Below are 25,434 nucleotides of genomic sequence, written 5' to 3'. Positions count from 1 at the left end.
AATTCATAACTCACAGTTTATAAATTTATAATTCAAAAAGGTGAATATCATATTTAAAATAGATACTTGGCAGGAGATTTATTATTCATTGAGGAATAATAAGCTTCGTACATTTCTTACCATGATTGGAGTAGGATGGGGGATGTTTTTGTATGTGAGCCTTCTTGGGGCAGCAAAAGGAATGGAGAATGGTTTTGATAAATTATTTTCAGGTTTTGCTACCAATTCCATTTTCTTGTGGGCGCAGAAAACCTCTATTCCTTATGAGGGATTTCCTAAGGGAAGAGATGTTCATTTGAATTTATCCGATATGGAAATGTTGAAAAGAAAAGTGACAGCCGTAGATTATATTTCTCCTCAGAATGCAAGAGGAAGCTTTACAGGGACCCCTGGAGAATCTATGTCCAGAAACGGAAAAAGTGCTACTTATTCTCTTACAGGAGATTACTCCGTAGGAAATAAAATTTCAGAAAAGAAACTTATTTTCGGACGCTATATCAATGATGCAGACGTTTCTGGAAATAAAAATGTAGTAGTGATTGGAGAAGAAATCTATAAGAACTTTTTCGATTCCAAGAAAAAAGAAAACCCAATCGGGAAATCTGTTAATATAAAAGGACTTTTCTTCAATGTAATTGGTGTTTTCAGAGTGAAAAAAGGTGGTGGTTTTGAGAATGATCAGACAGCCTTTATTCCGCTTTCCACTTATACCAAAATGTATAATGCCGGAGATCAGATAGACATGTTTGCCATTGTAAGTAAACCCAATGCCAACGTCAATGCAGTAGAAGAAGATGTAAAGCAGGTATTAAAAACTAAAAATAAAGTTTCTCCCGAAGATACCAATGCGTTTGGAAGTTTTAACCTAGGGAAAGAATTCAAAAAACTGACAGGTTTCCTTACAGGGATGCAGCTTTTGACCATTATTGTGGGAACGCTGACGATCCTTGCCGGTGTCATTGCTATTTCAAATATCCTACTGATCACTGTAAAAGAAAGAACTAAGGAAATTGGGATCAGAAGAGCGCTAGGAGCAAAACCCGCAGAAGTAAGAAATCAAATATTGCTGGAAAGTGTTGTCATTACGCTCTCTTCAGGATTGTTAGGATTTCTCTTTGGGATCTTTGTACTGATGGTTTTGAATGCCGTTACGCAGGGGCAGGATGCATTTCCTTTCTATAACCCTACAGTAAACTATGGAAACGTGTTTGCAGCAATGGCTGTTATGGTGATTTTAGGATTAATTATTGGTATGATCCCGGCACAAAGAGCTGTGAAAATTAGACCAATTGAAGCATTAAGAACAGAATAATCTTGTCATTTTTAAATCATTCAATCTTTTAATAAAAAATAAACTATACATATGAAAAAGAAATTCACTTGGAAAAAAGCCATTTATATAGTATTGGGGCTTTTATTTGCAGTGGCATTGTTCTCAGGGATTGGCTATCTAGTAAAATCAAATTCTAAAGAAAGCGAATCTTTCCTTACCCGTAAACCTACCGTTCAGAACATGGATGATAAGGTAATGGCTACTGGAAAAATTGTTCCAAAGGAAGAAATTGAAATTAAACCCAATATTACAGGGATTATTGATAAGATCTTAGTAAAAGAAGGAGATAAGGTAGAAGTAGGGCAGTTGATTGCTACCATTAGAATTGTACCAAGTATCTCTGAAGTGAATGCTGCTCAGCAAGAAGTTCAGAATGCTCAGCTTCAGATCAATAATTCGCAGCTGAATGTTGCTAATATGCAGAAGCAATTCGAAATGCAGGATAAGCTTTTCAAACAAGGAGTAGCTTCCAGACAGGAATATCTTAACTCTCAACAGCAGTTATATTCTCAGCAGCAATCTCTTAAGAATGCTCAGCAACAATTGAATACAGCTCAGAAAAGACTTCAGATTGCTAAGACAGGAGCAACACCTGAACTTCAGGGGCAAGGTTTAGCGACAACACAGATTCGTTCTAAGGCTTCAGGAACTGTTCTTGAGGTACCTGTAAAAGTAGGTAGCCAGGTAATTGAAGCTAATAATTTCAATGCAGGAACAACCATCTGTTCTGTAGCTGATCTTAATTCTTTGATCTTTAAAGGAGAAATTGATGAAGCTCAGGCCGGAAAATTAAGTCAGGGTATGGATATGAATATTGTGATCGGTGCATTACAAAACAAAACATTCCCGGGAAAACTGACAATGATTGCTCCTAAAGGAAAAGATAACGCAGGAACTATTAAATTCCCTGTAGAAGGAAACGTAGATAATCCTAACAACGAATATATCAGAGCTGGTTTCTCAGCAAACGGAGAAATCGTATTAAGCTCTCAAAAGAATGCTTTATTACTGGATGAGTCTTTAGTTCAGTATGAAAAGAAACAAGGGAAAGATGTTCCATTTATAGAGGTAAAACAAAAAGATGGGAAATTCAAAAAAGTATACGTGAAATTGGGTGCCAGCGATGGTATTAATGTTCAGGTTCTTCCGGGATCAAATATTACAAAAGAATCTGAAGTAAAAGTTTGGAACCCGTCAGATAAAGACAAAGAAGAATTAAAAGAAAAATCGAAAGCAAAATAATAAACTGATATTATAAACTATTTAACTGTTAGATCCCGGAGAAACTTTTCTTCGGGATTTTTATTTGAAAATGCAAAACTCCTGTTATTTGAAGATTTCGAAAATTAAAGATCCGGTAAAAGTGGTTCAACAAAAATAAGATGAGATGTAATAAATAGGAATTTCAAAATGTCTTAATTTTAATATCAAAATATAACCATGAAGAAAAGCTATCTTATTCTGTTTCTCTTTATTATCGTAAAATTTGTTCTCCAATATTCATTAATAAATCCGGAGTATGAATTGCACAGGGATGAATATCTGCATCTGGATCAGGGGAATCATCTCGCTTGGGGATATCTTTCCGTTCCACCTGTGAATTCACTATTGGCTTGGTTAATAAAAATATTAGGTGACTCTCTATTTTGGGTGAAGTTTTTTCCGGCACTCTTTGGTGCATTAACAATAGCAGTTGTCTGGAAAACCATTGAAGAACTCAACGGTAATCTTTTTGCAAAAGTTCTTGCCTCTTTGGGAATTTTATTGTCAGTTCTTCTTCGTGTAAATATGCTGTTTCAGCCAACATCTATGGAGATTCTTTTGTGGACATTTCTTTATTATTCGTTGATAAAATATATTAATTCAGAAAAAGTAAAATGGCTTTACATTGGAGCAATAGCTTTCGGAATTGGGGTTTTAAATAAATACAATATTGCTTTTTCGGTTTTAGGGCTTATTTCTGCATTGTTACTTACCAGACAAAGGAAAATCTTTACACAACCCCATCTTTATTGGGCAGGACTTTTAGCCTTAGTCATTATTTTCCCTAATCTTCTCTGGCAATATCAAAACAAATTCCCTGTCATCCATCATATGAAAGAATTATCGGAAAGACAGCTGGTGAATGTAAACAGGATTGATTTTCTCAAATCCCAGATTTTATTTTTTATCGGATCTATGGTTGTTATTATTGCTGGCTGGGGTGCGTTGCTATTGTACAGACCTTTCGAGAAATTTAGATTTTTTTTCTGGAGCTATATTATTACCATAGCATTGTTCTTATTCTTTAAGGCAAAAGATTACTATGCTATAGGATTGTATCCGGTTTATATTGCATTTGGTTCCGTTTTTCTGGCTTACTTTCTGGAGAAAGGATGGCGGAGATTTCTAAAACCGGTTTGTATATTCATTCCCGTGTTACTATTTCTTCCTCTATATAATGTTGCCTTTCCCAATAAAAGTCCTGAGTATATTGTAAATCATCATGAAGAATACAAGAAATTAGGACTGCTTCGCTGGGAAGATGGAAAAGAACATTCCTTACCACAAGATTTTGCCGATATGCAGGGATGGAAAGAATTGGCTCAAAAAGTAGATGGAGAATATTCCAAATTGTCTCAATTAGGGCATACCTTGGTTTTGTGTGATAACTATGGTCAGGCCGGAGCCATTAATTATTATTCGCAAAAAGGGGTGCGAGCAGTATCATTTAATGCCGATTATATCAATTGGTTTGATTTAAGTAAAAAATATGAAAACCTTATTCGGGTTAAGGAATATTCAGAAAATGAAGATGAACTTAAAGAAACCGGACCTTACTTTCAAAATTCCCGGCTTACAGGTTCTATAACAAACCCTTTTGCCCGCGAGAAAGGAACTATGATTTTTAGTTTTGAAGGAGCAAAAATAGATATCAGGAAGAGAATTCAGAATGAAATTGATGAAGATAAAAAAGAATACGACAGATAGAGCCAGCCTTTTTTATATAAAGAGTATTGAAAAAACAAATCGCAACATTGTTGCATTAATTGGATTTATTTTAACTTTGCACAATCAAATAATTAAACGATGCAAAATAAAAACTTTGATGTTATTGTAATAGGAGGAAGCTATGCCGGATTATCTGCAGGAATGGCTTTAGGCAGATCTTTGAGAAATGTTTTAATCATAGATAACGGAAAACCTTGTAACAGACAGACTCCACATTCCCATAACTTTATTACCCACGATGGAAATACCCCAAAAGAAATTAGTAGTTTGGCGAGGAAAGATGTTGAAAAATATATCACAGTGCAGCTTCATGAGGGAATTACCACACAAGTATTGAAGAATAATAATGGCTTCGAGGTTGAAACATCATCCAATGAAAGATTTTACGCTAAAAAAATTATTCTGGCTTCCGGAGTAAAAGATGTTATGCCTAATATTCCTGGATTTGAAGAATGCTGGGGAATATCTGTATTGCATTGCCCATACTGTCATGGCTATGAAGTGAGGAACGAAGTAACAGGAATTCTTTCCAATGGCGATATGGCATATGAGTTTTCAAAGCTCATTTTTAATATGACGAAAAGCCTAACTTTATTTACAAATGGAAAATCTACCCTTACCCAAGAACAGATTGAAAAATTAAAACAGAACAATATCAATCTGAATGAAGAAGAAGTTGAAAGGATTGAACATGATAACGGTTCTATTCAAAAAATTATCTTTAAAAATGGAAACTCTTTGGCATTAAAGGTCTTATATGCAAAAATCCCTTTTGAACAAAATATCAATACTACAGAAACTTTAGGCTGCGAGCTAACGGAACAAGGCTTTATTAAAGTAGATGTCATGCAGAGAACATCGGTTCCTGGAGTTTTTGCCTGTGGAGATAATGTAACCATGATGAGGTCTGTAGCGAATGCTGTTGCTCAGGGTAATTTCGCAGGAGCTGTAGTAAATAAGGAATTATCTGACGAAGCATTTTAAAAGATAGATTTTATTTTCAGAGGAGTTCATATATTTTTTGATTCAAATTTTGTGATGAAAATTTATTATCGTAATATTGCGATATACTTTTGAATTATGGGAGCTACAAAAACAGACTTTTTTACAGAAGAACAAAATAGGATGGCACTTATTGCGAAAGCATTGGGCCATCCTGCCAGAATTGCAATTATTGAATACTTGCTTAAAGTAAACGAATGCATTTGTGGTGATATAGTTAATGAACTGCCTCTTGCGCAGCCTACTGTCTCTCAGCATCTGAAAGAACTGAAAAACGCGGGTCTTATCAAAGGAAATATTGAGGGGAATTCAATTTGCTACTGTATTGACGAAAAAGTTTTTGAAAGCTTAAATCTTTACTTTTCAAATATTATTTCAACAGTAAAAAAACAAAACTGCTGCTAAAATTTTTTTGAAAATCTATATCGTAATATTGCATTATAACAATTTAAAATATTTAATTATGAAATTATCAGAAATAAAAAACATATTACCGGAACTGGAGAATGTAGAATTTCAGTTAGAAAACGGAACATTTGTTCCTGAACATTTTCATGTAACAGAAATAGGCATGGTTACCAAGAATTTTATTGATTGTGGAGGAGTAATCAGAAAAGAAGAAAAAGTAAACTTTCAGCTTTGGAATGCTGATGACTATGAACATCGTTTAAAACCCGGAAAACTATTGCATATCATCCATCTTTCAGAAGAGAAGCTGGGAATTGGTGATTTTGAAATTGAAGTAGAATATCAGGATACTACCATCGGAAAGTATGATTTGGAATTCAATGGAAGAAATTTTATTCTAAAAAATAAACTAACAGCTTGCCTGGCTACTGATGCCTGTGGAATTCCACCACAGAAACAAAAGCTAAGTTTGAATGAATTGACTGGAAATCAAAATGCATCGTGTACACCCGGAGGTGGCTGCTGCTAATAAACTAGGAAATGAAAAAGAAAATATTGGTCATTTGTACCGGAAACAGCTGCAGAAGTCAGATAGCAGAGGGATATTTAAAATATTTTGCTAAAGATAAGGCAGAAATTTACAGTGCAGGTATTGAAACACATGGCCTCAATCCGAAAGCTATTGAAACCATGTCGGAAGATGGTATTGACATTTCCAATCATACTTCAAATAATATCAATGAATACCAGCATATAGAATTTGATTATGTGATTACAGTATGTGATCATGCTAAAGAAAACTGCCCGTACTTTCCTTCAAAATATGAAAGACTTCATCAAAATTTTCAAGATCCGGCTAAAGCTTCAGGAACAGAAGATGAGATTAAAAAAGAGTTCAGAAAAGTACGGGATCAGATCAAAAAGTATTGTGACCTGTTTATTAAAGAAAATATATAAATAATCAACATTCAAAGAGATTTTAAGAAATTCAGGTCTAAAATCATATTTTTTGATATCAAAATCTCAACGAAAATTCCGTACATTTGGGGTGAAAAATTTCAAAAACTAAAAGTAAAATGGATATTATTTTTGACCTGATTGAGAAGGAAAGACAAAGACAAGCCCATGGATTAGAGCTTATCGCATCAGAAAATTTCGTTTCTGAAAATGTGATGAAAGCAATGGGAAGTGTACTGACAAATAAATATGCTGAAGGATATCCCGGAAAAAGATATTACGGAGGATGTGAAGTAGTAGATGAGGTTGAAACATTGGCTATCAACAGAGCAAAAGAGCTTTTCGGTGTAGACTATGTGAACGTTCAGCCACATTCCGGTTCTCAGGCCAATGCAGCCATTTATCTTGCAGTTTTGAAACCTGGAGATAAGATTATGGGTATGGATCTCTCTATGGGAGGACACCTTACACATGGTTCTGCAGTGAATTTTTCAGGAATTCAATATAACGTAGTTTCTTACGGAGTTCAGCAGGAAACAGGTCTTATTGATTATGACCAAATGAGAGAAGTAGCATTGAGAGAAAAACCGAAAATGCTTATTGCAGGTTTCTCAGCGTACTCAAGAGATTTAGATTATGCTAAATTCAGAGAAGTAGCAGACGAAATTGGAGCAACTCTTTGGGCTGATATTGCACACCCTGCAGGTTTAGTAGCAAAAGGATTATTAAATTCTCCATTTGAGCACTGCCACGTAGTAACCACTACAACTCACAAAACATTAAGAGGTCCAAGAGGAGGGATGATCATGATGGGGAAAGACTTTGAAAATACATATGGCCACAAAACTCCAAAAGGAGATATTAAAATGATGAGTCAGGTATTGGATGGAGCAGTATTCCCAGGAATTCAGGGAGGTCCATTGGAACATGTTATTGCAGGTAAAGCGGTAGCTTTTGGAGAAGCTTTGGATGGACAATTCGAAACGTATGCAAAACAAGTTAAAGCTAATGCTCAAGCATTATCAAAAGCAATGATCGACAGAGGATTTGACATCGTAAGTGGTGGTACAGACAACCACTTGATGTTAGTAGATCTTAGAAATAAAGGAGTAAACGGTAAAGAAACAGAAAAAGCTTTAGTTCTTGCTGATATTACATGTAACAAAAACATGGTTCCTTTTGATGATAAATCTCCGTTTACAACATCGGGTATCAGATTAGGAACTGCTGCTATTACTACAAGAGGACTTAAAGAAAATGATATGGATACTATCGCAGGATTAATTTCTGAAGTAGTAGACAACATCAAGAATGAAGAAGTTCTTGCATCAGTAAGAAAGAATGTTAACGAGCTAATGGAAGGTAAGGCATTATTTAATTATTAATATAGCCTATAAAATATAATAGTATAAAGAATGGGCGCAAGCTCATTCTTTTTTTATCCCTATGGAAAAAAAGTCTTTTACTTTTGATGAGATTAAGCAGAAATTGGTAAATTATTGTGTTTATCAGGACCGCTGCCATGCTGAAATAGAACAGAAAATGAAAGAATTTTTGCTCATTGATGAGGCAAAAGAAGAAATTTTTCTGTATCTCATGAAAGAAAATTATCTCAATGAAGAAAGGTTTACAAGAAGCTATATCAGAGGTAAATTTTACATCAAACATTGGGGGAAGAATAAAATTAAAATGAACCTTAAGCAGAAACAAATCTCTGAGAAACTGATCAGTATGTGCTTTGATGAAATACATGATGATGACTATATAAAAACAATCACAAGAATCTACGAAGATTACTCTTCTAAGCAAAAAGGCCTTCAGGAATATCAGAAAAAATCGAAGACCATAAAATATTTGATGGGCAGAGGTTTTGAATATGAGAAAATAAATGATATTTTTGACTAATTATTGATAACCTTTAAATTCTTTTTGTAGCATTTGTTAAATAGATTGGTACAAAATTATTTAATAAATAAATTGCTGCGAAATTATTTAACAAAAGTGTTTTTAATTCAGAAATATCACCCGTGACTGAATTTTTATGGTATGATTTTTGTCAGCCATTACCTTTGTTGCTTGACTTCTAGCAATTTTAAAAAAAATGAAAACATCAAATTTATTTTTGATTTCAATGTAGAAATGAATTTTTATTTTACTTTTGCATGATTGTATCAAAATTATCTTTGATAGATAATCGAATCCTACATTAATTTAAATATGAACACAAATATAGACAATGTACAATTCTCTTAGAAAAAAACTATTTGGAGGGGATAATGTTGTCAATCTCTCAGACGTAAGGTATCTTCCTAGATGGATAATACTTATAATAGATATTATTATTCTGGTTATATCCCTGTTTCTATCTACCTATATTATCGAAAAAATTACCCAAAGAGAATTTATTTATCATAATGATAAAAGCATCGTATTTGCTTCTATTATTACAGTTAATATAGTCTTTATGTATATCTTTAAGACTTATGCGGGTATTATTCGTCATTCAACATTTATAGATTTATTTAAACTCTTTATATCTTGTTTTTGTACCATGTTTACTATTGGTACAGTAAACATTTTCTATTTTTGGGCTACAGGAGGAAAATTTATTTTAACTCCTTATCTGATTCTGTACTTCGTCATTTCTTTTATGGGGCTATTTCTTTTCAGATTATATGTTAAAGAGTTTTTCCATATCGTCAGAGAATATCGAAGAAGTGCTTTAAAGAAAAGAATTCTAGTATTAGGAATTGATGAACAGTCTATTGCAATTGCCAGAGCTATTTTGGATAATCCGAGCTTACCTTATCAGGTTGTGGGCTTTCTGACACAAAGAACTGATTCTAAAAGAGCTTCTTTGCTGGGGAAACCTATTTATGAAAAGAAAAAAATTGAAGAAAATACAAAGGAAGACCTCATTATTGATGGAGTTCTGATTATTAAAGAAATGATGGCCAGGGATGAGGTAAACTCTTGGGTGAATCTATTTCTTGAAAAAGATCTAAATGTCTTCAAAGCTCCATCTGTACAAAAGTTAAGAGATAGTGATTTAGGTGTATCCATTAAAAACCTTCAAATAGAGGATTTATTGAATAGAAAACCAATCAAAATTCAGAATGAAAAAATTAGCAGCAGACATTCTGATAAAATTGTCTTGGTAACCGGAGGGGCAGGATCTATAGGTAGTGAAATTGTAAGGCAGGTTGCTCTTTTCAACCCATCTCTAATTGTTGTTTTAGATCAGGCAGAGACGCCTCTTTATGATATTGAGCTTGAGATGAAAGAAAAGTTCCCTGATATTGCTTTTAAATTTGTTTTGGGAGACGTTTCTAATCAGCACAGAATGGAAGCTTTATTCCAGCATTATAACTTTTCAATGGTATATCATGCTGCTGCTTATAAACATGTACCTTTAGTAGAAGAAAATCCACACGAAGCAATTTTTGTCAACATATTAGGTTCTAAAATTATTGCAACGTTATCCAGTAAATATAAAGTGAATCGTTTTGTAATGGTTTCCACTGACAAGGCTGTAAATCCTACCAACGTAATGGGGGCTTCAAAACGAGCTGCTGAACTATTTGTTCAATCCCTTCAAAATGTAGAGGGAAATACTACTAAATTTATTACTACAAGATTTGGAAATGTATTAGGTTCTAATGGTTCCGTAATTCCTCATTTTAAAAGACAGATTGAAGCAGGTGGTCCAGTAACGATTACCCATCCAGAAATTGTAAGATATTTTATGACCATTCCGGAAGCTTGTGAGTTAGTTCTTCAAGCAGGAACCATGGGTGAGGGAGGTGAGATTTTTGTTTTTGATATGGGAGAACCTGTTAAAATTTTAGATTTAGCCAAAAGGATGATTAAGCTATCGGGATTTGAGCCTAATATAGATATCAAAATTATTTATACTGGTTTAAGACCCGGTGAAAAGCTTTATGAAGAGCTTTTGAGTGATGATGCAAAAACATTACCGACTCACAATGAGAAAATTATGATTTCTAAAGATCCATCTATAGGATTTGAAGAAATAAATGCCCTAACAAAACAGATTACTAAAGCTTCTTTAAGAAGGGATAAAGTAGATGTTGTAAGAATATTGAAAACAATTGTGCCTGAATTTAGAAGTAATAATTCTATATATGAGGCACTGGATAGATAGAAAAATATAAGTGTATATTTGTACAATTTTAAAATATAATGAAAGGTAAAATACTGGCAATATTATTAGCGTCTTTATTGGTTTCCTGTAAGGTTAATCCGAATGCTCATAATGATTTGAACTATATGCAGAATATTGAGCATGTTGCAACAGAAGCCTCTGCTAAAAATTCTAATAATACAATACAAACTGGTGATCAGTTGATTATTTTGATTACAGCAAAAGATATGGATGTTGTAAGACCATTCAATCAAAATTATTCTTCTTCTGAAATGATACAAACAAATGCTACTGCGGGAGGAAATACACCAAATCAAGGTACTACAACAATTTCAGGACCAACATATAATGTAGATACCGATGGCTATATTGATTTTCCAATATTAGGAAAGATCAATACTAAAGGTGAAACTTTAGTTACTCTTAAAGATAATTTAAGAGAGCAACTAAAAAAATATATTATTAACCCAACTATTAATGTAAGGTTAGCCAACTTTAAAGTTACAGTGCTAGGTGAAGTAAATAAGCAAGGTGATTATACAATCTCTAATGGGCAGGCAACGATCTTAAATGCATTAGGTCTTGCTGGTGATTTAACAGCTTTTGGTAAAAGAGAAGATGTACTTGTAATAAGAACTGAGAATGGGACTGTTACTCATGGACGAATCAATTTACAGGATGCAAATCTGATTAATTCCCCTTATTTTAATTTGAAGCAGGGAGATGCTATTATCGTATCAGCAAATAACGTAAAAGATATAAGCTCTAAGCAGAATCCAAATACTGCTATTTATTTAACAGCAGCTTCAGTGGTTGTAACAGCTCTTGCTGTAGTGGTAGGTTTATTTAAGAAATAAAATTAATGAGTAGCCAAAATTTTTCAAAGCTTTCAGAAGCAGACAATAATCATAAAACAAAAATTACAGAGGTTATAAGGCCTTATGTTAGAAAATGGGGTTGGTTTTTACTTTCAATAGGAATATGTGTGATTTTAGCATTTATTGCCTTGCGATTAATGACTCCGATTTTCAATATACAATCAACTATTCTTATCAAAGATGCCAAAAGTTCACCGTCTAGTAGTGAAATGAATGTACTACAGGATTTATCAGGCTTTGGTGGAATGAAGACGAATAGTGTTGACAATGAAATTGAAATTCTTAAATCAAAAAAACTAATGCGGGATGTAGTCATTGCAAAAAATTTGCAGACAGACATTTTTGCAGATGATAGTTTTAAGAATATTGAACTCTATAAAGAATCTTCTCCTATTATAGTAAGGATTATTGTAGAAAAACCATTTAGTAAGTCTCCTACAAAACCTTTAAATGTTTCGATAGACAATAATAAAATTGAAATTTCTTCTGAAGAACTAAAGCAAAAGATCAATACTGAGTTTGGAAGAATGATAAGTCTTCCTTATGCCAATATTATTATTACAAAGAATAATGGTTTTAAACCTCAGACTGTCAAAAAAATTAATGTTAATGAATTAAAGATTTCCATTTCTACTTTAGATTCTAAAGTAATGGGTCTTCAAAATGCCCTAAATGTAGGTTTAGTAAATAAAAATTCTACTGTTGTATCATTATCTTTAAATAATGCCGAAATTGCAAAAGCTCAGGATATTCTTAATTCACTCGTAGTTGCTTATAATAATGATGCTATTGTAGATAAAAATTCACAGTCTAAAAAAACTCTTGAGTTTATAGATGATAGAGTAAAAAAACTAGCAGTAGAATTAGGAGATGTTGAAAATAAGAAAGAAGATTTTAAAACAAAAAACCAGTTAACAGATCTTGAAGCAGAGGCTAAAATAAACCTAGAGAGTTCAGCTTCTGCAAGAGCTAAACAACTTGATATTGATGCTCAGTTAGAATTGACTAATTCATTACTTTCATATGTTTCAAGACAAGGACAGTATCAGGTACTTCCATCAAATGTAGGTTTGAATAATCCTGAAGCAATAGCTGGTGTTTCTACATATAATCAAGCTATAATTTTAAGAAATAGATTGCTAGAGTCTGCAACTCCTGAAAACCCTGCAGTTGTAGACGTAACAAAACAGATTAACGCAATGCGATCCTCTGTAGTACAGAGCTTACAAAAAAATAAAGATGGGCTGGAGCTAGCTAAAAATGAATATTTAGGAGAGCAAAACAAAGTTTCAAATAAAATATCTAAGCTTCCATCAATTGAGAAGATTTTCAGAAATATTGAGAGACAGCAGCAAATCAAAGAAAATTTATATCTTTTATTACTTAAAAAGAGAGAAGAGACTGCTATTACAGAATCAATTGTTGCCCCCAAAGCAAGAGTGATTGATAATGCCTATGTTTCTGGAGCTCCTGTAGCACCTAAAAAGAAAGTTCTACTTTTCATTGCACTACTTATAGGTTTAATAATACCATTCTTAATAATATATGTAAGAGAGTTATTTAACAATAAGCTTGCAACTAAACATGATCTGGAAAAATTAGTTCATGCTTCAATTATTGCAGAATTACCAAGTATAGAAAAGGGAGAACCTGAAATTGTTCAAATGAATGATATTACTCCAATGGCTGAAGCATTTAGAATTCTTATTACAAATATGAATTTTATGCTGCCTAAAAATAAAGAAGGTGGAAAAATTGTATTTGTAACTTCAACGGTAAAAGGAGAAGGAAAAACATTTACATCTGTTAATTTAGCTTTGACTTTAGCTACTCCTAAAAAGAAAGTAATTATTATTGGGTCTGATATCAGAAATCCACAACTTCAACGATATAATCCTGCTAGAAAAGGACTGACAGGACTGACAGAATATCTTTACTCTGATCAAACAAAATTGGAAGATATTATTCATGTATCCACGTTTAATCCATATCTGGATGTAATTTATTCAGGAATGATTCCTCCAAATCCAACTGAATTACTATCTAATGGACGTTATGAAAATCTATTAGATAAATTAAAGGAGAATTATGATTATATTATTTTAGATACAGCTCCATTATTACTTGTTACGGACACGTTCTTGATTGCAGAACTTTCTGATATTACAATATATGTTTCTAGGTCTAAATACACTGAAAAGTCTCTAATTGAATTTGCAAATAGCAATATTGATCAAGGAAAAATCAAAAATGTAGGATTTGTATTGAATGATGTTAGTAGAGAAAATTTAGGATATAGCAATAAATATGGCTATGGGTATAATAATGTAGAGGAGAAAAGTTTTTTTCAAAAAATTAAAAATATTTTCAGCTAAATGAAATCTTATAAAATTGCCATTATTGGACAAGGGTATGTTGGTCTGCCTTTAGCATTGGAATTTTCAGTATATTATCCAGTTTTAGGATTTGATATTAATACTGAAAGAGTCCATCAGCTTAATAATGGGCAAGATATAACACTAGAAGCTGATGTTGATAAACTTTCTGAGGGAATTAAAAGGTACTCTGTAACTTCTGGAAGTGCAGGGTATAAAGCAACTAGCCAATTAAAAGATATTACTGATTGTAATATATTTATAGTGACTGTACCAACTCCTATAGATAGATATAATGCCCCTGATCTCACCCCTTTAATTTCAGCATCAAAAATGTTGGGAGAAATTATTAAAAAAGGAGATATTATTATTTATGAATCAACAGTTTTTCCTGGGTGTACAGAAGAAGAATGTGTTCCTGTTTTAGAGAAATACTCAAGATTACAGTTTAATAATGACTTTTTTGTAGGTTATTCTCCAGAGAGAATTAATCCGGGAGATAAGGTACATACTCTTACAACAGTAAAAAAAGTAACTTCCGGATCCACAGATGAAATTGCAGATGAAGTTGATGAACTTTATAAAAAGATTATTACTGCCGGAACACATAAAGCTCGTTCTATTAAAGTAGCAGAAGCTTCAAAAGCAATTGAAAATGCCCAACGTGATGTTAACATTTCATTTGTGAATGAGCTGGCATTGATATTTGACAGGATTGGTATTGATACAAATGATGTTCTGGAGGCTGCAGGTACAAAGTATAATTTTCTTAAATATAAGCCAGGACTAGTCGGAGGTCATTGTATCTCTGTTGATCCTTACTACTTAGCACATAAAGCAGAACAATTAGGATATCATCCAGATGTAATTTTATCAGGCCGTCGTGTTAATGACTCGATAGCAAAATTTATTGCTTCCAAAGTGGTAAAACTTTTAATAGCAAAAGGTGGGATTATCAAAGGATCTAAAGCATTGATTTTAGGGGTTACCTTTAAAGAAAATTGCCCTGATGTTAGGAATACTAAAGTCTTTGATATATATACAGAATTAGTTGACTATGGGATTGATGTAGATATTTATGATCCGTGGGCAAGTATAGAAGAGGTAAAGCATGAGTATGGAGTTGATATTTTAGATCAGCTTGATGATAGTAAAAAGTATGATTCCATTATTCTCGCTGTTTCTCACAGTGAATTTCTTAACATGGATATTCAGTTCTTTAAAAAAGATAATGCTGTGATTTTTGATACTAAAGCCTGTTTAGATAGAAAGCTTGTAGACGCCAGATTATAACGAATGGGAAATAGTGAGTTAAAAAACATCATTAAGAACTCTTTTTATCTATATCTAATACAGGGACTAAACTACCTTTTACCATTAGTGACTCTTCCGTATTTATTGATAGTACTATCTATTGAAGAGTTTGGTAAATATAGTTTTGCTTTTGCTGCATCACAGTTTTTTGTATTATTTGTAGATTTTGGATTCAATCTATCTGCTACAAAAAAAATTGCAGAAAATTCTGATTCAGAGGATGTTATTCGTGATGTATATTGGAATATAACAATTATTAAATGTGTCTTGTTTATCCTTACATTTATTGTGGCTGTAATAAGTGTTTTTCTTTTTGATAAACTATATGTATATCGTGAGGGAATTCTTATTTCGATGATAATGATTTTAGGAACAGCCATATTCCCAGTATGGTGGTTTCAAGGGTTAAACAGAATGAAAGAGCTGAGTATCATTAATATAATTTCTAAAATATTAACATATCCTCTTATTTTTGTATTTGTTACTAAGCCTACAGATTCAGGCATTGCTATTTTTTTGCAGTCTTTAACTTTTCTTGTAGCAGGACTGATTTCTATAATATATATTTATAAAACACATAGAACATATTTTAAAGAAATACGATTCGGAAGTTGGCAGTCTTATATTGATGAAATTAAGGATTCATGGTTGATTTTCTTATCCAATTCTTCGATTAGTTTGTATACAAATAGTTTAACACTTATTTTAGGCTTTTTCTCTACCACTTATAATGTCGGATTGTTTAGTGCAATGGAAAGGATTGTAAGAGTGGTTTGTTTTGGGGTATTAGGACCTGTTAATCAAGCCTGTTTTCCTGTTATCGCAAAACTTAAAATAAATGATTTAGAAAAAGCAAAACAAATTTTTAAAATTATTTTAATCACCATATTCTTAATCATGGTTATTGCATTTGGTGCAATTTTAGGTTTACAGGATTTAATAATTAATAAATTTCTAAAAGAATATTCTGAAGCACCTAACCTGTTAATACCTTTCATGCTAATGATATTCCCTATTGCTTTGGGAGGTGTGTTAGGGCAACTTGGTCTACTGGGATTAGGACAGGAAGAACAGAAACGTATTTTTTCAAGAGTTTATACTATTGTAGGAATATTAAGCTTACCAGTAACACTTTTGTTAATTTATTACATGAATGTTCGAGGTGCTATTTATAGTATGTTAGCTGTAGAAATGATTATTTTTATTTTAATGCTTTACTTTGTGAAAAAATATAAATATATTTAATAATGAGTTTACTTACTTCATTAGTATTTCTAATGCTGTCTTTTATAGGGTATACTAATGATAAAAAAATCTTAAACCCTTTATTTTTAATGCCTTTTATATGGGGGTGTATTATTTTATTATTTAATATTATCCCACATAATCTTTATCCGTTGCAATCACAATTCTTATTTTCGGTATTAATATGGGTAACTTCTTTTATGCTGATCTGTTATCTCTCAACATTTATTCGTGTTAATAAAAGTTCAAATTTTTCATTGTACAATAATTTATTCTTTAATATATATTTTTATATTATTATTGTTTTTACCCCTGTTGCTTTAATTTTATTAATTACCGAGGCTATTAAAGTTGGACCTGAATATTTTTTATTGAGACTTAGATCAATCAATACAGGACAAGAAGAGAATGAGACCTTTTCCCTTGGACCTGTAGGATATATTTTTAATTTTGCAAATACTGTTTGTCTTTTATTTACTTACTACTACAATAAAATATCTAAATTAAAATATTATATTATACTACTATGTGCCTTTCTATTAGGTTTAGTTACTTTAGCAAGAACAAGCTTAGTCATACTATCTTTAGGAATTTTTATAATATTATATTTTAAAAATGTTTTAACTAAAAAACATTATTTGACTTTTATAATTGTTTTTGTTTCATTCCTTTTATTAGTGACTGCTCTGAGAGGATCAAATCCATATGATGAAAAAGTTTCCATTTTTGATACATTCTCTTTGTACTTATTTGGAGGTATGCCTGCATATGATACTCTAGTATATTTTGGTTCCACTCAATTTGGTAGTTACACTTTTAGATTTTTCTACGCTTTTGCAAATGCTTTTGGTGGGTCTTATAAGGTTCAGGAAACAATTTTTACTTATGCATATATTCCTATCCCTACGAATGTATATACTGTTATGTTACCATTTTATAAAGACTTTGGTTATACAGGAGTTGGTATTTTTGGAATGATATATGGGCTAATGTTTGGTATAGCATATAAGCTTTCTAATTATGGAAATATATTGATGATCCTAATTTATTCAATGATATTACCCTGTCTTCTTCTTCAGTTTTTTGGGGAATATATATTCTTAAATTTATCCACTTATTTACAGTATATTATTATTCTTTTAATTCCTAAGTTTTTTAAATTATCAACATGATAGATATATTAATGGCTACATATAACGGCGGAAGCTATATTGAAAATCAAATATTATCACTTATTGGACAGACTTATAAAGATTGGAGGCTGTTAGTACATGATGATGGCTCTTCAGATGAGACCGTTAAGATCATTAAGAGATATGAAAAATTAGATTCTAGAATAAACTTAATCGAAGATAATATAAAATGTGGTGGAGCAGCACAGAATTTTTTACATTTATTAAAACACTCAAATGCAGATTATATAGTTTTTTGTGATCAAGATGATATTTGGATGGAATCTAAATTGGAGGTTTTGTTTAATAAAATTAAAAATGTCAATGAACCTTTTGCGGTTTATTGTAATGCATATGCATACAACGGGGTTAAAATTATCGCAGATAAAGTTTCTTTAATTGAAAGAGATAACCTGGAAAATAGTTTATTTTTAAATAGTGGTGTTCAGGGATGCTCCTTAATGTTCAATAAACAACTATTAGATTTACTTAGAGATTATCCGGACTATATTTATATGCATGATCATTATATAACAATAGGAGCTGTAGCGTTTGGTAAACTTTGTTATATTGATGAGTCATTGATGTTATATCGCCAACATGATAATAATGTAACAGGAAATGTTCCAATTAGCATAATGGATAGAATAAAAACATTTACTAATAGAAAAAATGCTATTATTGATTTCAAACATTATGATGCCAATAAAAGTTTTTTTGAAAAATATGGTTTGAAATTAAGTAATAAAGATGTGAATTTATTTAAAGCCTATCTATTATTCCCCAATTTAAACCTTTTACAAAAATTAAGTACTATTATAAAATATAATTTTAAAATAGGAAATTCAAGCCTAATATTATTAATTAAAGCGTTATTTAAAAATGCTTTAAATAAAAATTTTTAATATAATATGAAATTATCAATTATAACTGCAACATATAATCGAGCTTATTGCTTACCCAATATTTATAATTCTTTGTTAACAAATGATAAAGATGATTTTGAATGGATATTAGTTGATGATGGCTCAGATGATAATACCGAAGACCTTGCAAAAGCTTGGATTGAGGAAGCTAAGATTAATTTTAAATACATAAAAAAAATTAATGAGGGTAAAACAAAATCTATTATTAAAGGATTTGATTCTGCCCCTAATGGAGAGTACACTCTTGTTTTAGATTCAGATGATTATTTAGTAGAGAATATAATTAGTTTTTTAAAGAAAGAATTAGCTGAACTCAATGATGAGCATATAGGTCTTGTAGGGTTAAAATCAGATACTAATGATAATATAATTGGTAGTAAATTTAAATGTTCGTCAACCACTTATTTAGATCTTTATTTTGGTAAAGAGAATAAAATTTATGGTGATAAATTATTTATAATCAAAACTTCATTATATAAAAAATCATTTGTCTCTCCTTTTGACGGTGAAAAGTTTATCCCAGATAATATTCCTTATATTAAAACTAATAAATTTGGTAATCTGAAATGTATTAATCATGTTATTTATAAAGGAGATTATTTAGCTGATGGTATGACGTCTAACGTATTAAAAATGGCTGCCAATAATATTAATGGATTTATTTTTGAAAAGAAAATGCTTCAGGAACAAAAATTAAATATTATAGAAAGGTTAAAAAATGAAATAAAATATATATCTTATTCTTTTTCAGGCGGTAAACAACCTATGCAGATAATTAATAATTCAAGCGATAAAATATTTACAATATTCTTATTAATACCTACTTATCTTGTTACATATAAGAGAATAGAAAAGATTAGAAATATAAGAGCAGGAAAAATTAATTAATTATTTATAATAATTACCATCCTTACAATTTGAACACTGATTATTAATATCTTTAAATTTATAATTTGTACTGTATTTTACAGCTCTTCCTTTAAATGCAGTACTCTTGATATTAATGTTATTATTTCTAACAACCATATTTGTTACACTTGTGATCGTATTATTTCTAGCATCTGCCAATAGTCCTTGGGTACCATTGTAAAGCATAGAATAGCCCTTAACATGTGTACTTGTTATATTATTATTTTCAATAATAATGTTTTCAATTGCAGTACTTTGGTCTAGCCATAGATAGATTGCAGCATTTGTTATATTTGCAGTATTATTAGAAATATTGATGTTTGTAATAGTATAATTTTCTTTGTCTGTTGCTGCTACATACATCATCCTTGTATATCCCGAAATTGTATTTTTATAGAACTTTGTATTAGAGTTATGAAGTTCAGTAGCACATGCTATTAATTTTCCGCGTGTTGAGTTATTAGTAAAGATATTATTATATACTTCAGAAAATTGAGAATTAATGTATACAGTAGTATGATCCTCGTTTTCTTCAGATTTGATTAAATTAATAAATCTATTATTAAAAATTTTTATATTTGAACTGATGTTTTTCTTACCGTAGCCAGATGCTATGGCACAAGTAAGATCTCCATTTTTAAAGATAGACTGGGTTACATATCCATTTATTGTATGGCCAAATTCAATAGCTTTTCTTAAACGATACCCATTTTTCATATATGATGTTGAAGAACTAAAATCAATAGTAATATGACTAAAGCCAATATTTTCCAATTTTGTAAATTCTAAAGGTTCAGACGCATTAAATCCGGAAAATACAATGAAGTTCTTATCATCAAAAAAGTTTCCGATAATAATTTCAGAACCACTACCATTAATTGTTGTATTAGATTTCAAATCTATGATATTATTATGAGATTTTGCTGCATCACTAATACCAAATGAATTAAGTAATATTTTACCTTTTGGAAGTACTAATGTTTTTTTATTTTTAGAACAATAGTCTACTGCAATCTGTAAAGCTTTTCTATTGTCGGTCCCGGTCTTTCCATTAAAGTCTGCTTTTATACCAAAAAAACTGCCATTAATAGTATCATTATCCACTTTTAAAGAACTAAATTTTGAATATTCTTTTTGAAATTTTTGTTGCTCGAGAGGATAATTTATTAAGGCTTCCTTTTTTTTATTGCATGCCAGGACAGTAGGGAAGAAACAAATATAAAGCAGCGTACTGATATTCTTAACCATTTTTTTTACTTTTGTGGTAAAAATACGAAATTTTGAAAATATTACATGTCATTAATGGTCTTGGAGGAGGAGGAGCAGAAAAACTAATTGTGGATATAATACCATTATTGGCCCAAAAAGGGAATGATGTTGATGTATTATTGTTAAATGGAGAGAAAACTCCTTTTTATCAAGAACTTGAGAAACAAAAAATAGGAAAAATCTTTTCTTTAGGAAATTCATTTTATAATCCTGTTTACATTTTTAGAATAATTTCTTACTTTCAACAGTACGACATAGTTCATGTACATTTGTTCCCTTCAATGTATTTTGTAGTTATAGCAAAAATATTATCATTCAAGAAAATTAAACTTATTTTTACAGAGCATAATACTGTTAATAGACGCCTTGATAAAAAAATATTTAAGCCTTTAGATAAATTTATATACTCATTTTACAAAAAAATTATCTGCATTACTCCTGAAGTTAAAGAACAACTAATATTAAAATTAAATCTTAATATGGAAAAGTTGGTTGTTATTGAGAATGGAGTTAATCTTGAAAAAGTGTTGTCTGCAAACAAAGCTGAAAGAAAAGATTTGGGTTATAAAGATAACGATAGGCTATTAATAATGGTTGCTGCTTTTAGAGAGCAAAAGGATCAGGATACATTAATCAAAACCTTGAAAGAATTACCGGATAATTATAAATTGTTATTGGTAGGAGATGGCGCTAGAAGACCTAAACTGGAAGATTTAGTATCTGACCTGAACCTGAAAGATCGAGTGAATTTTCTGGGCTTTAGATCAGATGTATATTCGCTATATAAGATGTGTGATGTTGCAATTCTTAGCTCTCATTGGGAGGGATTTGGCCTTGTTTCTGTAGAGGCCATGGCCAGTGGAACTCCTATGGTTGCTTCAAATGTAAGTGGATTAAATAGTGTAGTGAAAGATGGGGGTTTGCTTTTTGAAACTGGAAATACTGAAGAATTAAAAAATATTATTTTAGAACTAATCAATAATCAGGAATTTCATAGCAAAGTGTCAAAGAAAGGAATAGAGAAGAGTAAACACTATAGTATTGATAAAACTATTGAAAAAATGCAGGTACTCTATAATCAGGTAAATAATAAATAGGTTACAGTGCAGATAATTTTTATTAATGTTTTCATTTTATTATTGGTCACTGCCATTTTTGAGTTGAAGTGTTATAATTCTTCAATCTATAAGACCTATAAGAATAACGCTTTCATTATAATTATTATTTTATTAATAAGTATAGCAGGATTTAGAGAGATAGGAAGTGATAATGACAGTAAAATGTATCATGCCATGTTCAATGAAACTGGGAATATGAGCTATAATGATCTTTTATTTAATAATTCTGGCAGAGTAAAAGAAATTGGATATTTATTATTAAATAAAGTATTTAATAGCTTAGGGTTTAGGGCTTTTTTATTTTTTTGTGCAACTGTTTCTTTAGGGATTAAAGGATATTTGTTTTATCGGTTCACAAGATTTCCATTTATCTCTATCTTTATTTATTTTGTGCTCTTTTTTTACCTTCGTGAATTTACTCAAATAAGAGATGCTTTGGCAACATCATTCATTCTATTGTGCTTAATGATGTATATTAAAAAGCGATACCTTTATTCGGGCTTGTTTTTTTTAATTGCAATATCATTTCATTCTATAGCAATAATGTGTATTGGTGTTATAGCACTATGGGAAATATATAAGATTAAAAGTTTTTTTTGTTATATTTTTTTTGCCATAGTAGTTGCCTTGAAAATTTATATGCCTGGTTTAGACTATTTATCCAATCCAATGCTTCCTTCTCAGCTTACAGTATATCTTACTGAAAATAGTTTAAGAAGTTTAAATACAGGATATTTTCTTCCTCTCTTTTCACTGTTTTTATTGATTATATTTTATATCAATAAGTTACCATTGAAATCTAATTTTTTGTACTTTATATCCTTACTCACATTTGTAGGCTATATATATTCATTAAATCACACGGTTTTAATTAGAGTACCCAATATTCTTTTTTTTGGTAACATAATTGCAATAGGAAATACGAAATATATGAAGAATAATTTTCGTTGGATTATTCTGTTAATTTTAAGTATTTATTGGATGAAAAATTTTATTATATATAAAGGCTAAATGATTAAACTTATAAAAACGTCAACTGTTCCAGAGTCTCTTAATATATTATTGAAGGGACAACTTAAATATTTAAGCGAATATTTTAATATTGTAGCTGTGTCTGGAAAAAATATTCATTTAGAAGAAGTTGAAGATAGGGAGGGAGTCGCTATTTTTCCAATTGAAATGCAGAGAAAGATCTCTCCTTTACAGGATCTTATTTCATTAATGAAATTATATAAATATTTAAAAAAAGAAAAACCTACTCTCATTCATTCTATAACTCCTAAAGCAGGATTATTATCTATGTTGGCCGGAAAAATGGCAGGAGTACCTATACGTATACATACCTTTACAGGACTTATTTTCCCTACAAGAACAGGTTTTATGCAAAAACTATTGATAAAAATGGATCAATTGTTGTGTTGGGCCGCCACTAATATTTATCCGGAAGGAAAGGGTGTTGCATCTGATTTGAAAAAATATAATATTACAGATAAACCTTTAAATGTAATAGCTAATGGCAATGTTAACGGTATAGATTTAGACCATTTCAATCCAGATCATATAGATAATAGTTCTTTAACAAAAATTAAAGAAGAATTAGGTATTAAACAAAGTGATTTTGTATTTATTTTTGTAGGAAGAATTGTAGGAGATAAAGGAATTAATGAACTTATTAAAGCTTTTGTAGCCTTAAATGGTGAAAATGTAAAACTTTTATTGGTCGGAACATTTGAAGAAGAGCTGGATCCTTTGCAGAAAGATACCTACGATGAAATACAAAAAAATCAAAATATTATTACTGTAGGTTTTAAGAAAGATGTTAGACCTTATTTTTTAATTTCTGATGCTTTGGTTTTTCCAAGTTATAGAGAAGGATTTCCAAATGTTGTAATGCAAGCGGGTGCTATGGAACTTCCAAGTGTTGTTTCAAATATTAATGGATGTAATGAAATTATCATCCAAAATGAAAATGGGCTCATTGTTCCATCCAAAAATGTTGAAAAACTTGAGGAAGCAATGAAGCTGATGATTAGTAATAAAGAAAATTATTTGAAAATGAAATCAAATGCAAGAAAGATGATTGAAAACCGATATGATCAAAATATCGTTTGGAAAGCTCTTTTAGATGAATATCAAAAGTTATTGACAGACAAAAAAATAAATATAAATGTATAAATTGTTTTTCAAAAGAGTTATTGACTTTACTCTATCGTTAATTTTCCTAATTGTTTTTAGTCCAGTCTTTCTTTTTGTAATGATAGGTCTGTTTTTTGTCAATAATGGAAAACCTTTTTTCTTTCAAAAGAGAGCAGGGAAAAATGACGAGATTTTTGAAATTATCAAGTTTAAGACAATGAATGAAAAGAAAGATAAGAATGGTGATCTTTTATCTGATACAGAAAGATTAACATCATTTGGAGCTTTTGTAAGAAAAACTTCATTGGATGAATTACCCCAGTTTTTTAATATTTTCAAAGGAGAGATGAGTCTTATAGGACCAAGACCTCTGTTGCCTGAATACTTAGAGTTTTATTCTGACTATCACAAAAGAAGACATCTAGTACGCCCAGGAATTACTGGATTAGCACAAGTTAAAGGACGAAATCAAATGAAATTTTCTGAAAGATTTAATAATGATGTATATTATGTTGAGAATATTTCTTTGGGACTTGATATCAAAATAATATTTTTGACTGTGAAATCAGTCTTGTTTAAATCATCTACAATCGTAAATGGACAAACTGTGGATGAAGTTGATGATTTAGGAATAAGTAGAAATTTAAGTAAAAATCATTTTAAAAAATAAAAATATGAACATTAGAGGGAAAAAAGTTGTTTTAAGAGCAATAGAAAAAGAAGATTTAGAACTGCTTCATAAATGGTCTAATGATCCTGAGATTAATTATATGCTAGGCGGATGGCACTTCCCATCAAGTAAGAAAGATCAAGAAAAATGGTTTGAGACATTATCGTTGAGTTCTAATAATCAAAGATTTGCAATTGATACTGACGATTTAGGATTAATTGGAATGGCTAATCTTGTAGATGTGAATTGGAAAGATAGAAATGGCTTTCATGGAATGCTTCTAGGAGATAAGGATATGAGAGGCAAAGGATATGGTGTAGATACAATAATGGCGGTGAATCGGTTTGCTTTTGAAGAGTTGGGGTTGATGAGAATGAATGGATCAATGATTTCTTACAATGAAGCTTCAATTGGTGTTTATACAAAAAAATGTGGATGGACAGTGGAAGGCATTAAGAAAAACCATTATTTTAGAAAAAATGAATGGTGGAATGAAGTTGTGGTGGGTATCACACGCGATGATTATTTTAATCTTATCAAAGAAAATAATTACTGGGAAAAATAGC

At 30.9% G+C, this 25,434-nt stretch carries 23 protein-coding genes; 22 read left to right on the top strand and 1 reads right to left on the bottom strand.

Annotated features, from left to right (window positions below):
• Window positions 1–40 precede the first annotated feature (40 nt).
• From C1638_RS19345 to C1638_RS19265, 17 genes are all read left to right on the top strand, one after another.
• Window positions 41–1,312, top strand: a complete 1,272-nt coding sequence (locus tag C1638_RS19345; protein ID WP_109623593.1) for an ABC transporter permease — start codon at window positions 41–43, stop codon at window positions 1,310–1,312.
• 51 nt (window positions 1,313–1,363) lie between these two features.
• Complete coding sequence (locus tag C1638_RS19340; protein WP_185140447.1) at window positions 1,364–2,575, top strand: efflux RND transporter periplasmic adaptor subunit; 1,212 nt, start codon at window positions 1,364–1,366, stop codon at window positions 2,573–2,575.
• 198 nt (window positions 2,576–2,773) lie between these two features.
• A complete protein-coding gene (locus tag C1638_RS19335; protein ID WP_109623591.1) occupies window positions 2,774–4,303 on the top strand; it encodes a glycosyltransferase family 39 protein in 1,530 nt (509 codons plus the stop codon).
• Window positions 4,304–4,402: 99 nt separating this feature from the next.
• Window positions 4,403–5,308, top strand: coding sequence for an NAD(P)/FAD-dependent oxidoreductase (locus C1638_RS19330; RefSeq protein WP_109623590.1), 906 nt, complete (start codon window positions 4,403–4,405; stop codon window positions 5,306–5,308).
• Window positions 5,309–5,404: 96 nt separating this feature from the next.
• Window positions 5,405–5,731 carry an ArsR/SmtB family transcription factor gene (locus C1638_RS19325; RefSeq protein WP_076352605.1) on the top strand — a complete coding sequence of 109 codons (327 nt, stop codon included), beginning with the start codon at window positions 5,405–5,407 and terminating at the stop codon, window positions 5,729–5,731.
• Window positions 5,732–5,789: 58 nt separating this feature from the next.
• Window positions 5,790–6,263 carry a DUF6428 family protein gene (locus C1638_RS19320; protein ID WP_109623589.1) on the top strand — a complete coding sequence of 158 codons (474 nt, stop codon included), beginning with the start codon at window positions 5,790–5,792 and terminating at the stop codon, window positions 6,261–6,263.
• An 11-nt stretch (window positions 6,264–6,274) separates the two neighbouring features.
• A complete protein-coding gene (locus C1638_RS19315; protein WP_109623588.1) occupies window positions 6,275–6,691 on the top strand; it encodes an arsenate reductase ArsC in 417 nt (138 codons plus the stop codon).
• A gap of 119 nt (window positions 6,692–6,810) precedes the next feature.
• Window positions 6,811–8,076 carry a serine hydroxymethyltransferase gene (gene glyA / locus C1638_RS19310; RefSeq protein WP_109623587.1) on the top strand — a complete coding sequence of 422 codons (1,266 nt, stop codon included), beginning with the start codon at window positions 6,811–6,813 and terminating at the stop codon, window positions 8,074–8,076.
• Between the two features lie 55 nt (window positions 8,077–8,131).
• The gene (locus tag C1638_RS19305) at window positions 8,132–8,596 is read left to right on the top strand and encodes a regulatory protein RecX (protein ID WP_438829985.1); all 465 of its coding nucleotides are present in this window, start codon (window positions 8,132–8,134) and stop codon (window positions 8,594–8,596) included.
• Window positions 8,597–8,927: 331 nt separating this feature from the next.
• A complete protein-coding gene (locus C1638_RS19300; protein ID WP_109623585.1) occupies window positions 8,928–10,856 on the top strand; it encodes a polysaccharide biosynthesis protein in 1,929 nt (642 codons plus the stop codon).
• Between the two features lie 38 nt (window positions 10,857–10,894).
• Entirely contained in the window at window positions 10,895–11,713 is an 819-nt protein-coding gene (locus tag C1638_RS19295) for a polysaccharide biosynthesis/export family protein (protein ID WP_109623584.1), read from the top strand.
• A gap of 5 nt (window positions 11,714–11,718) precedes the next feature.
• Window positions 11,719–14,109 (top strand): GumC family protein, encoded by a 2,391-nt coding sequence (locus C1638_RS19290; RefSeq protein WP_109623583.1) that lies wholly within the window; start codon window positions 11,719–11,721, stop codon window positions 14,107–14,109.
• Window positions 14,110–15,402 carry a nucleotide sugar dehydrogenase gene (locus C1638_RS19285; RefSeq protein ID WP_109623582.1) on the top strand — a complete coding sequence of 431 codons (1,293 nt, stop codon included), beginning with the start codon at window positions 14,110–14,112 and terminating at the stop codon, window positions 15,400–15,402.
• Between the two features lie 3 nt (window positions 15,403–15,405).
• The gene (locus C1638_RS19280) at window positions 15,406–16,668 is read left to right on the top strand and encodes an oligosaccharide flippase family protein (RefSeq protein ID WP_109623581.1); all 1,263 of its coding nucleotides are present in this window, start codon (window positions 15,406–15,408) and stop codon (window positions 16,666–16,668) included.
• 2 nt (window positions 16,669–16,670) lie between these two features.
• Window positions 16,671–17,840 (top strand): O-antigen polymerase, encoded by a 1,170-nt coding sequence (locus C1638_RS19275; RefSeq protein WP_109623580.1) that lies wholly within the window; start codon window positions 16,671–16,673, stop codon window positions 17,838–17,840.
• Complete coding sequence (locus tag C1638_RS19270; RefSeq protein ID WP_109623579.1) at window positions 17,837–18,745, top strand: glycosyltransferase family 2 protein; 909 nt, start codon at window positions 17,837–17,839, stop codon at window positions 18,743–18,745. The genes C1638_RS19275 and C1638_RS19270 overlap by 4 nt, the downstream gene beginning before the upstream one ends.
• A gap of 6 nt (window positions 18,746–18,751) precedes the next feature.
• Window positions 18,752–19,654 (top strand): glycosyltransferase family 2 protein, encoded by a 903-nt coding sequence (locus tag C1638_RS19265; protein ID WP_109623578.1) that lies wholly within the window; start codon window positions 18,752–18,754, stop codon window positions 19,652–19,654.
• Here the strand turns inward: C1638_RS19265 and C1638_RS19260 are convergent, their stop codons facing one another.
• Window positions 19,655–20,923: a hypothetical protein gene (locus tag C1638_RS19260; protein ID WP_109623577.1), complete on the bottom strand. Its 1,269-nt coding sequence runs from the start codon at window positions 20,921–20,923 to the stop codon at window positions 19,655–19,657. It lies immediately after the preceding gene.
• Window positions 20,924–20,955: 32 nt separating this feature from the next.
• Here C1638_RS19260 and C1638_RS19255 point away from each other — a divergent pair, with 32 nt between their 5' ends.
• The 5 genes from C1638_RS19255 to C1638_RS19235 are packed head-to-tail and all read left to right on the top strand — an operon-like array spanning window position 20,956 to window position 25,433.
• The gene (locus C1638_RS19255; RefSeq protein WP_109623576.1) at window positions 20,956–22,041 is read left to right on the top strand and encodes a glycosyltransferase; all 1,086 of its coding nucleotides are present in this window, start codon (window positions 20,956–20,958) and stop codon (window positions 22,039–22,041) included.
• A gap of 6 nt (window positions 22,042–22,047) precedes the next feature.
• Window positions 22,048–23,073 carry an EpsG family protein gene (locus tag C1638_RS19250; RefSeq protein WP_109623575.1) on the top strand — a complete coding sequence of 342 codons (1,026 nt, stop codon included), beginning with the start codon at window positions 22,048–22,050 and terminating at the stop codon, window positions 23,071–23,073.
• Window positions 23,074–24,237, top strand: coding sequence for a glycosyltransferase family 4 protein (locus tag C1638_RS19245; protein WP_109623574.1), 1,164 nt, complete (start codon window positions 23,074–23,076; stop codon window positions 24,235–24,237).
• On the top strand, window positions 24,230–24,868 hold the full coding sequence (locus tag C1638_RS19240; protein ID WP_109623573.1) for a sugar transferase: 639 nt from the start codon (window positions 24,230–24,232) through the stop codon (window positions 24,866–24,868). Before C1638_RS19245 ends, C1638_RS19240 begins: the two co-directional genes overlap by 8 nt.
• A gap of 4 nt (window positions 24,869–24,872) precedes the next feature.
• Window positions 24,873–25,433 carry a GNAT family N-acetyltransferase gene (locus tag C1638_RS19235; RefSeq protein ID WP_109623572.1) on the top strand — a complete coding sequence of 187 codons (561 nt, stop codon included), beginning with the start codon at window positions 24,873–24,875 and terminating at the stop codon, window positions 25,431–25,433.
• Window position 25,434 lies beyond the last annotated feature (1 nt).

Origin of the sequence: Chryseobacterium oncorhynchi (assembly GCF_002899895.1) — a bacterium.
In the GTDB taxonomy this organism is placed as follows: domain Bacteria; phylum Bacteroidota; class Bacteroidia; order Flavobacteriales; family Weeksellaceae; genus Chryseobacterium; species Chryseobacterium oncorhynchi.
This window is presented reverse-complemented; position numbering and strand designations above follow the sequence as displayed.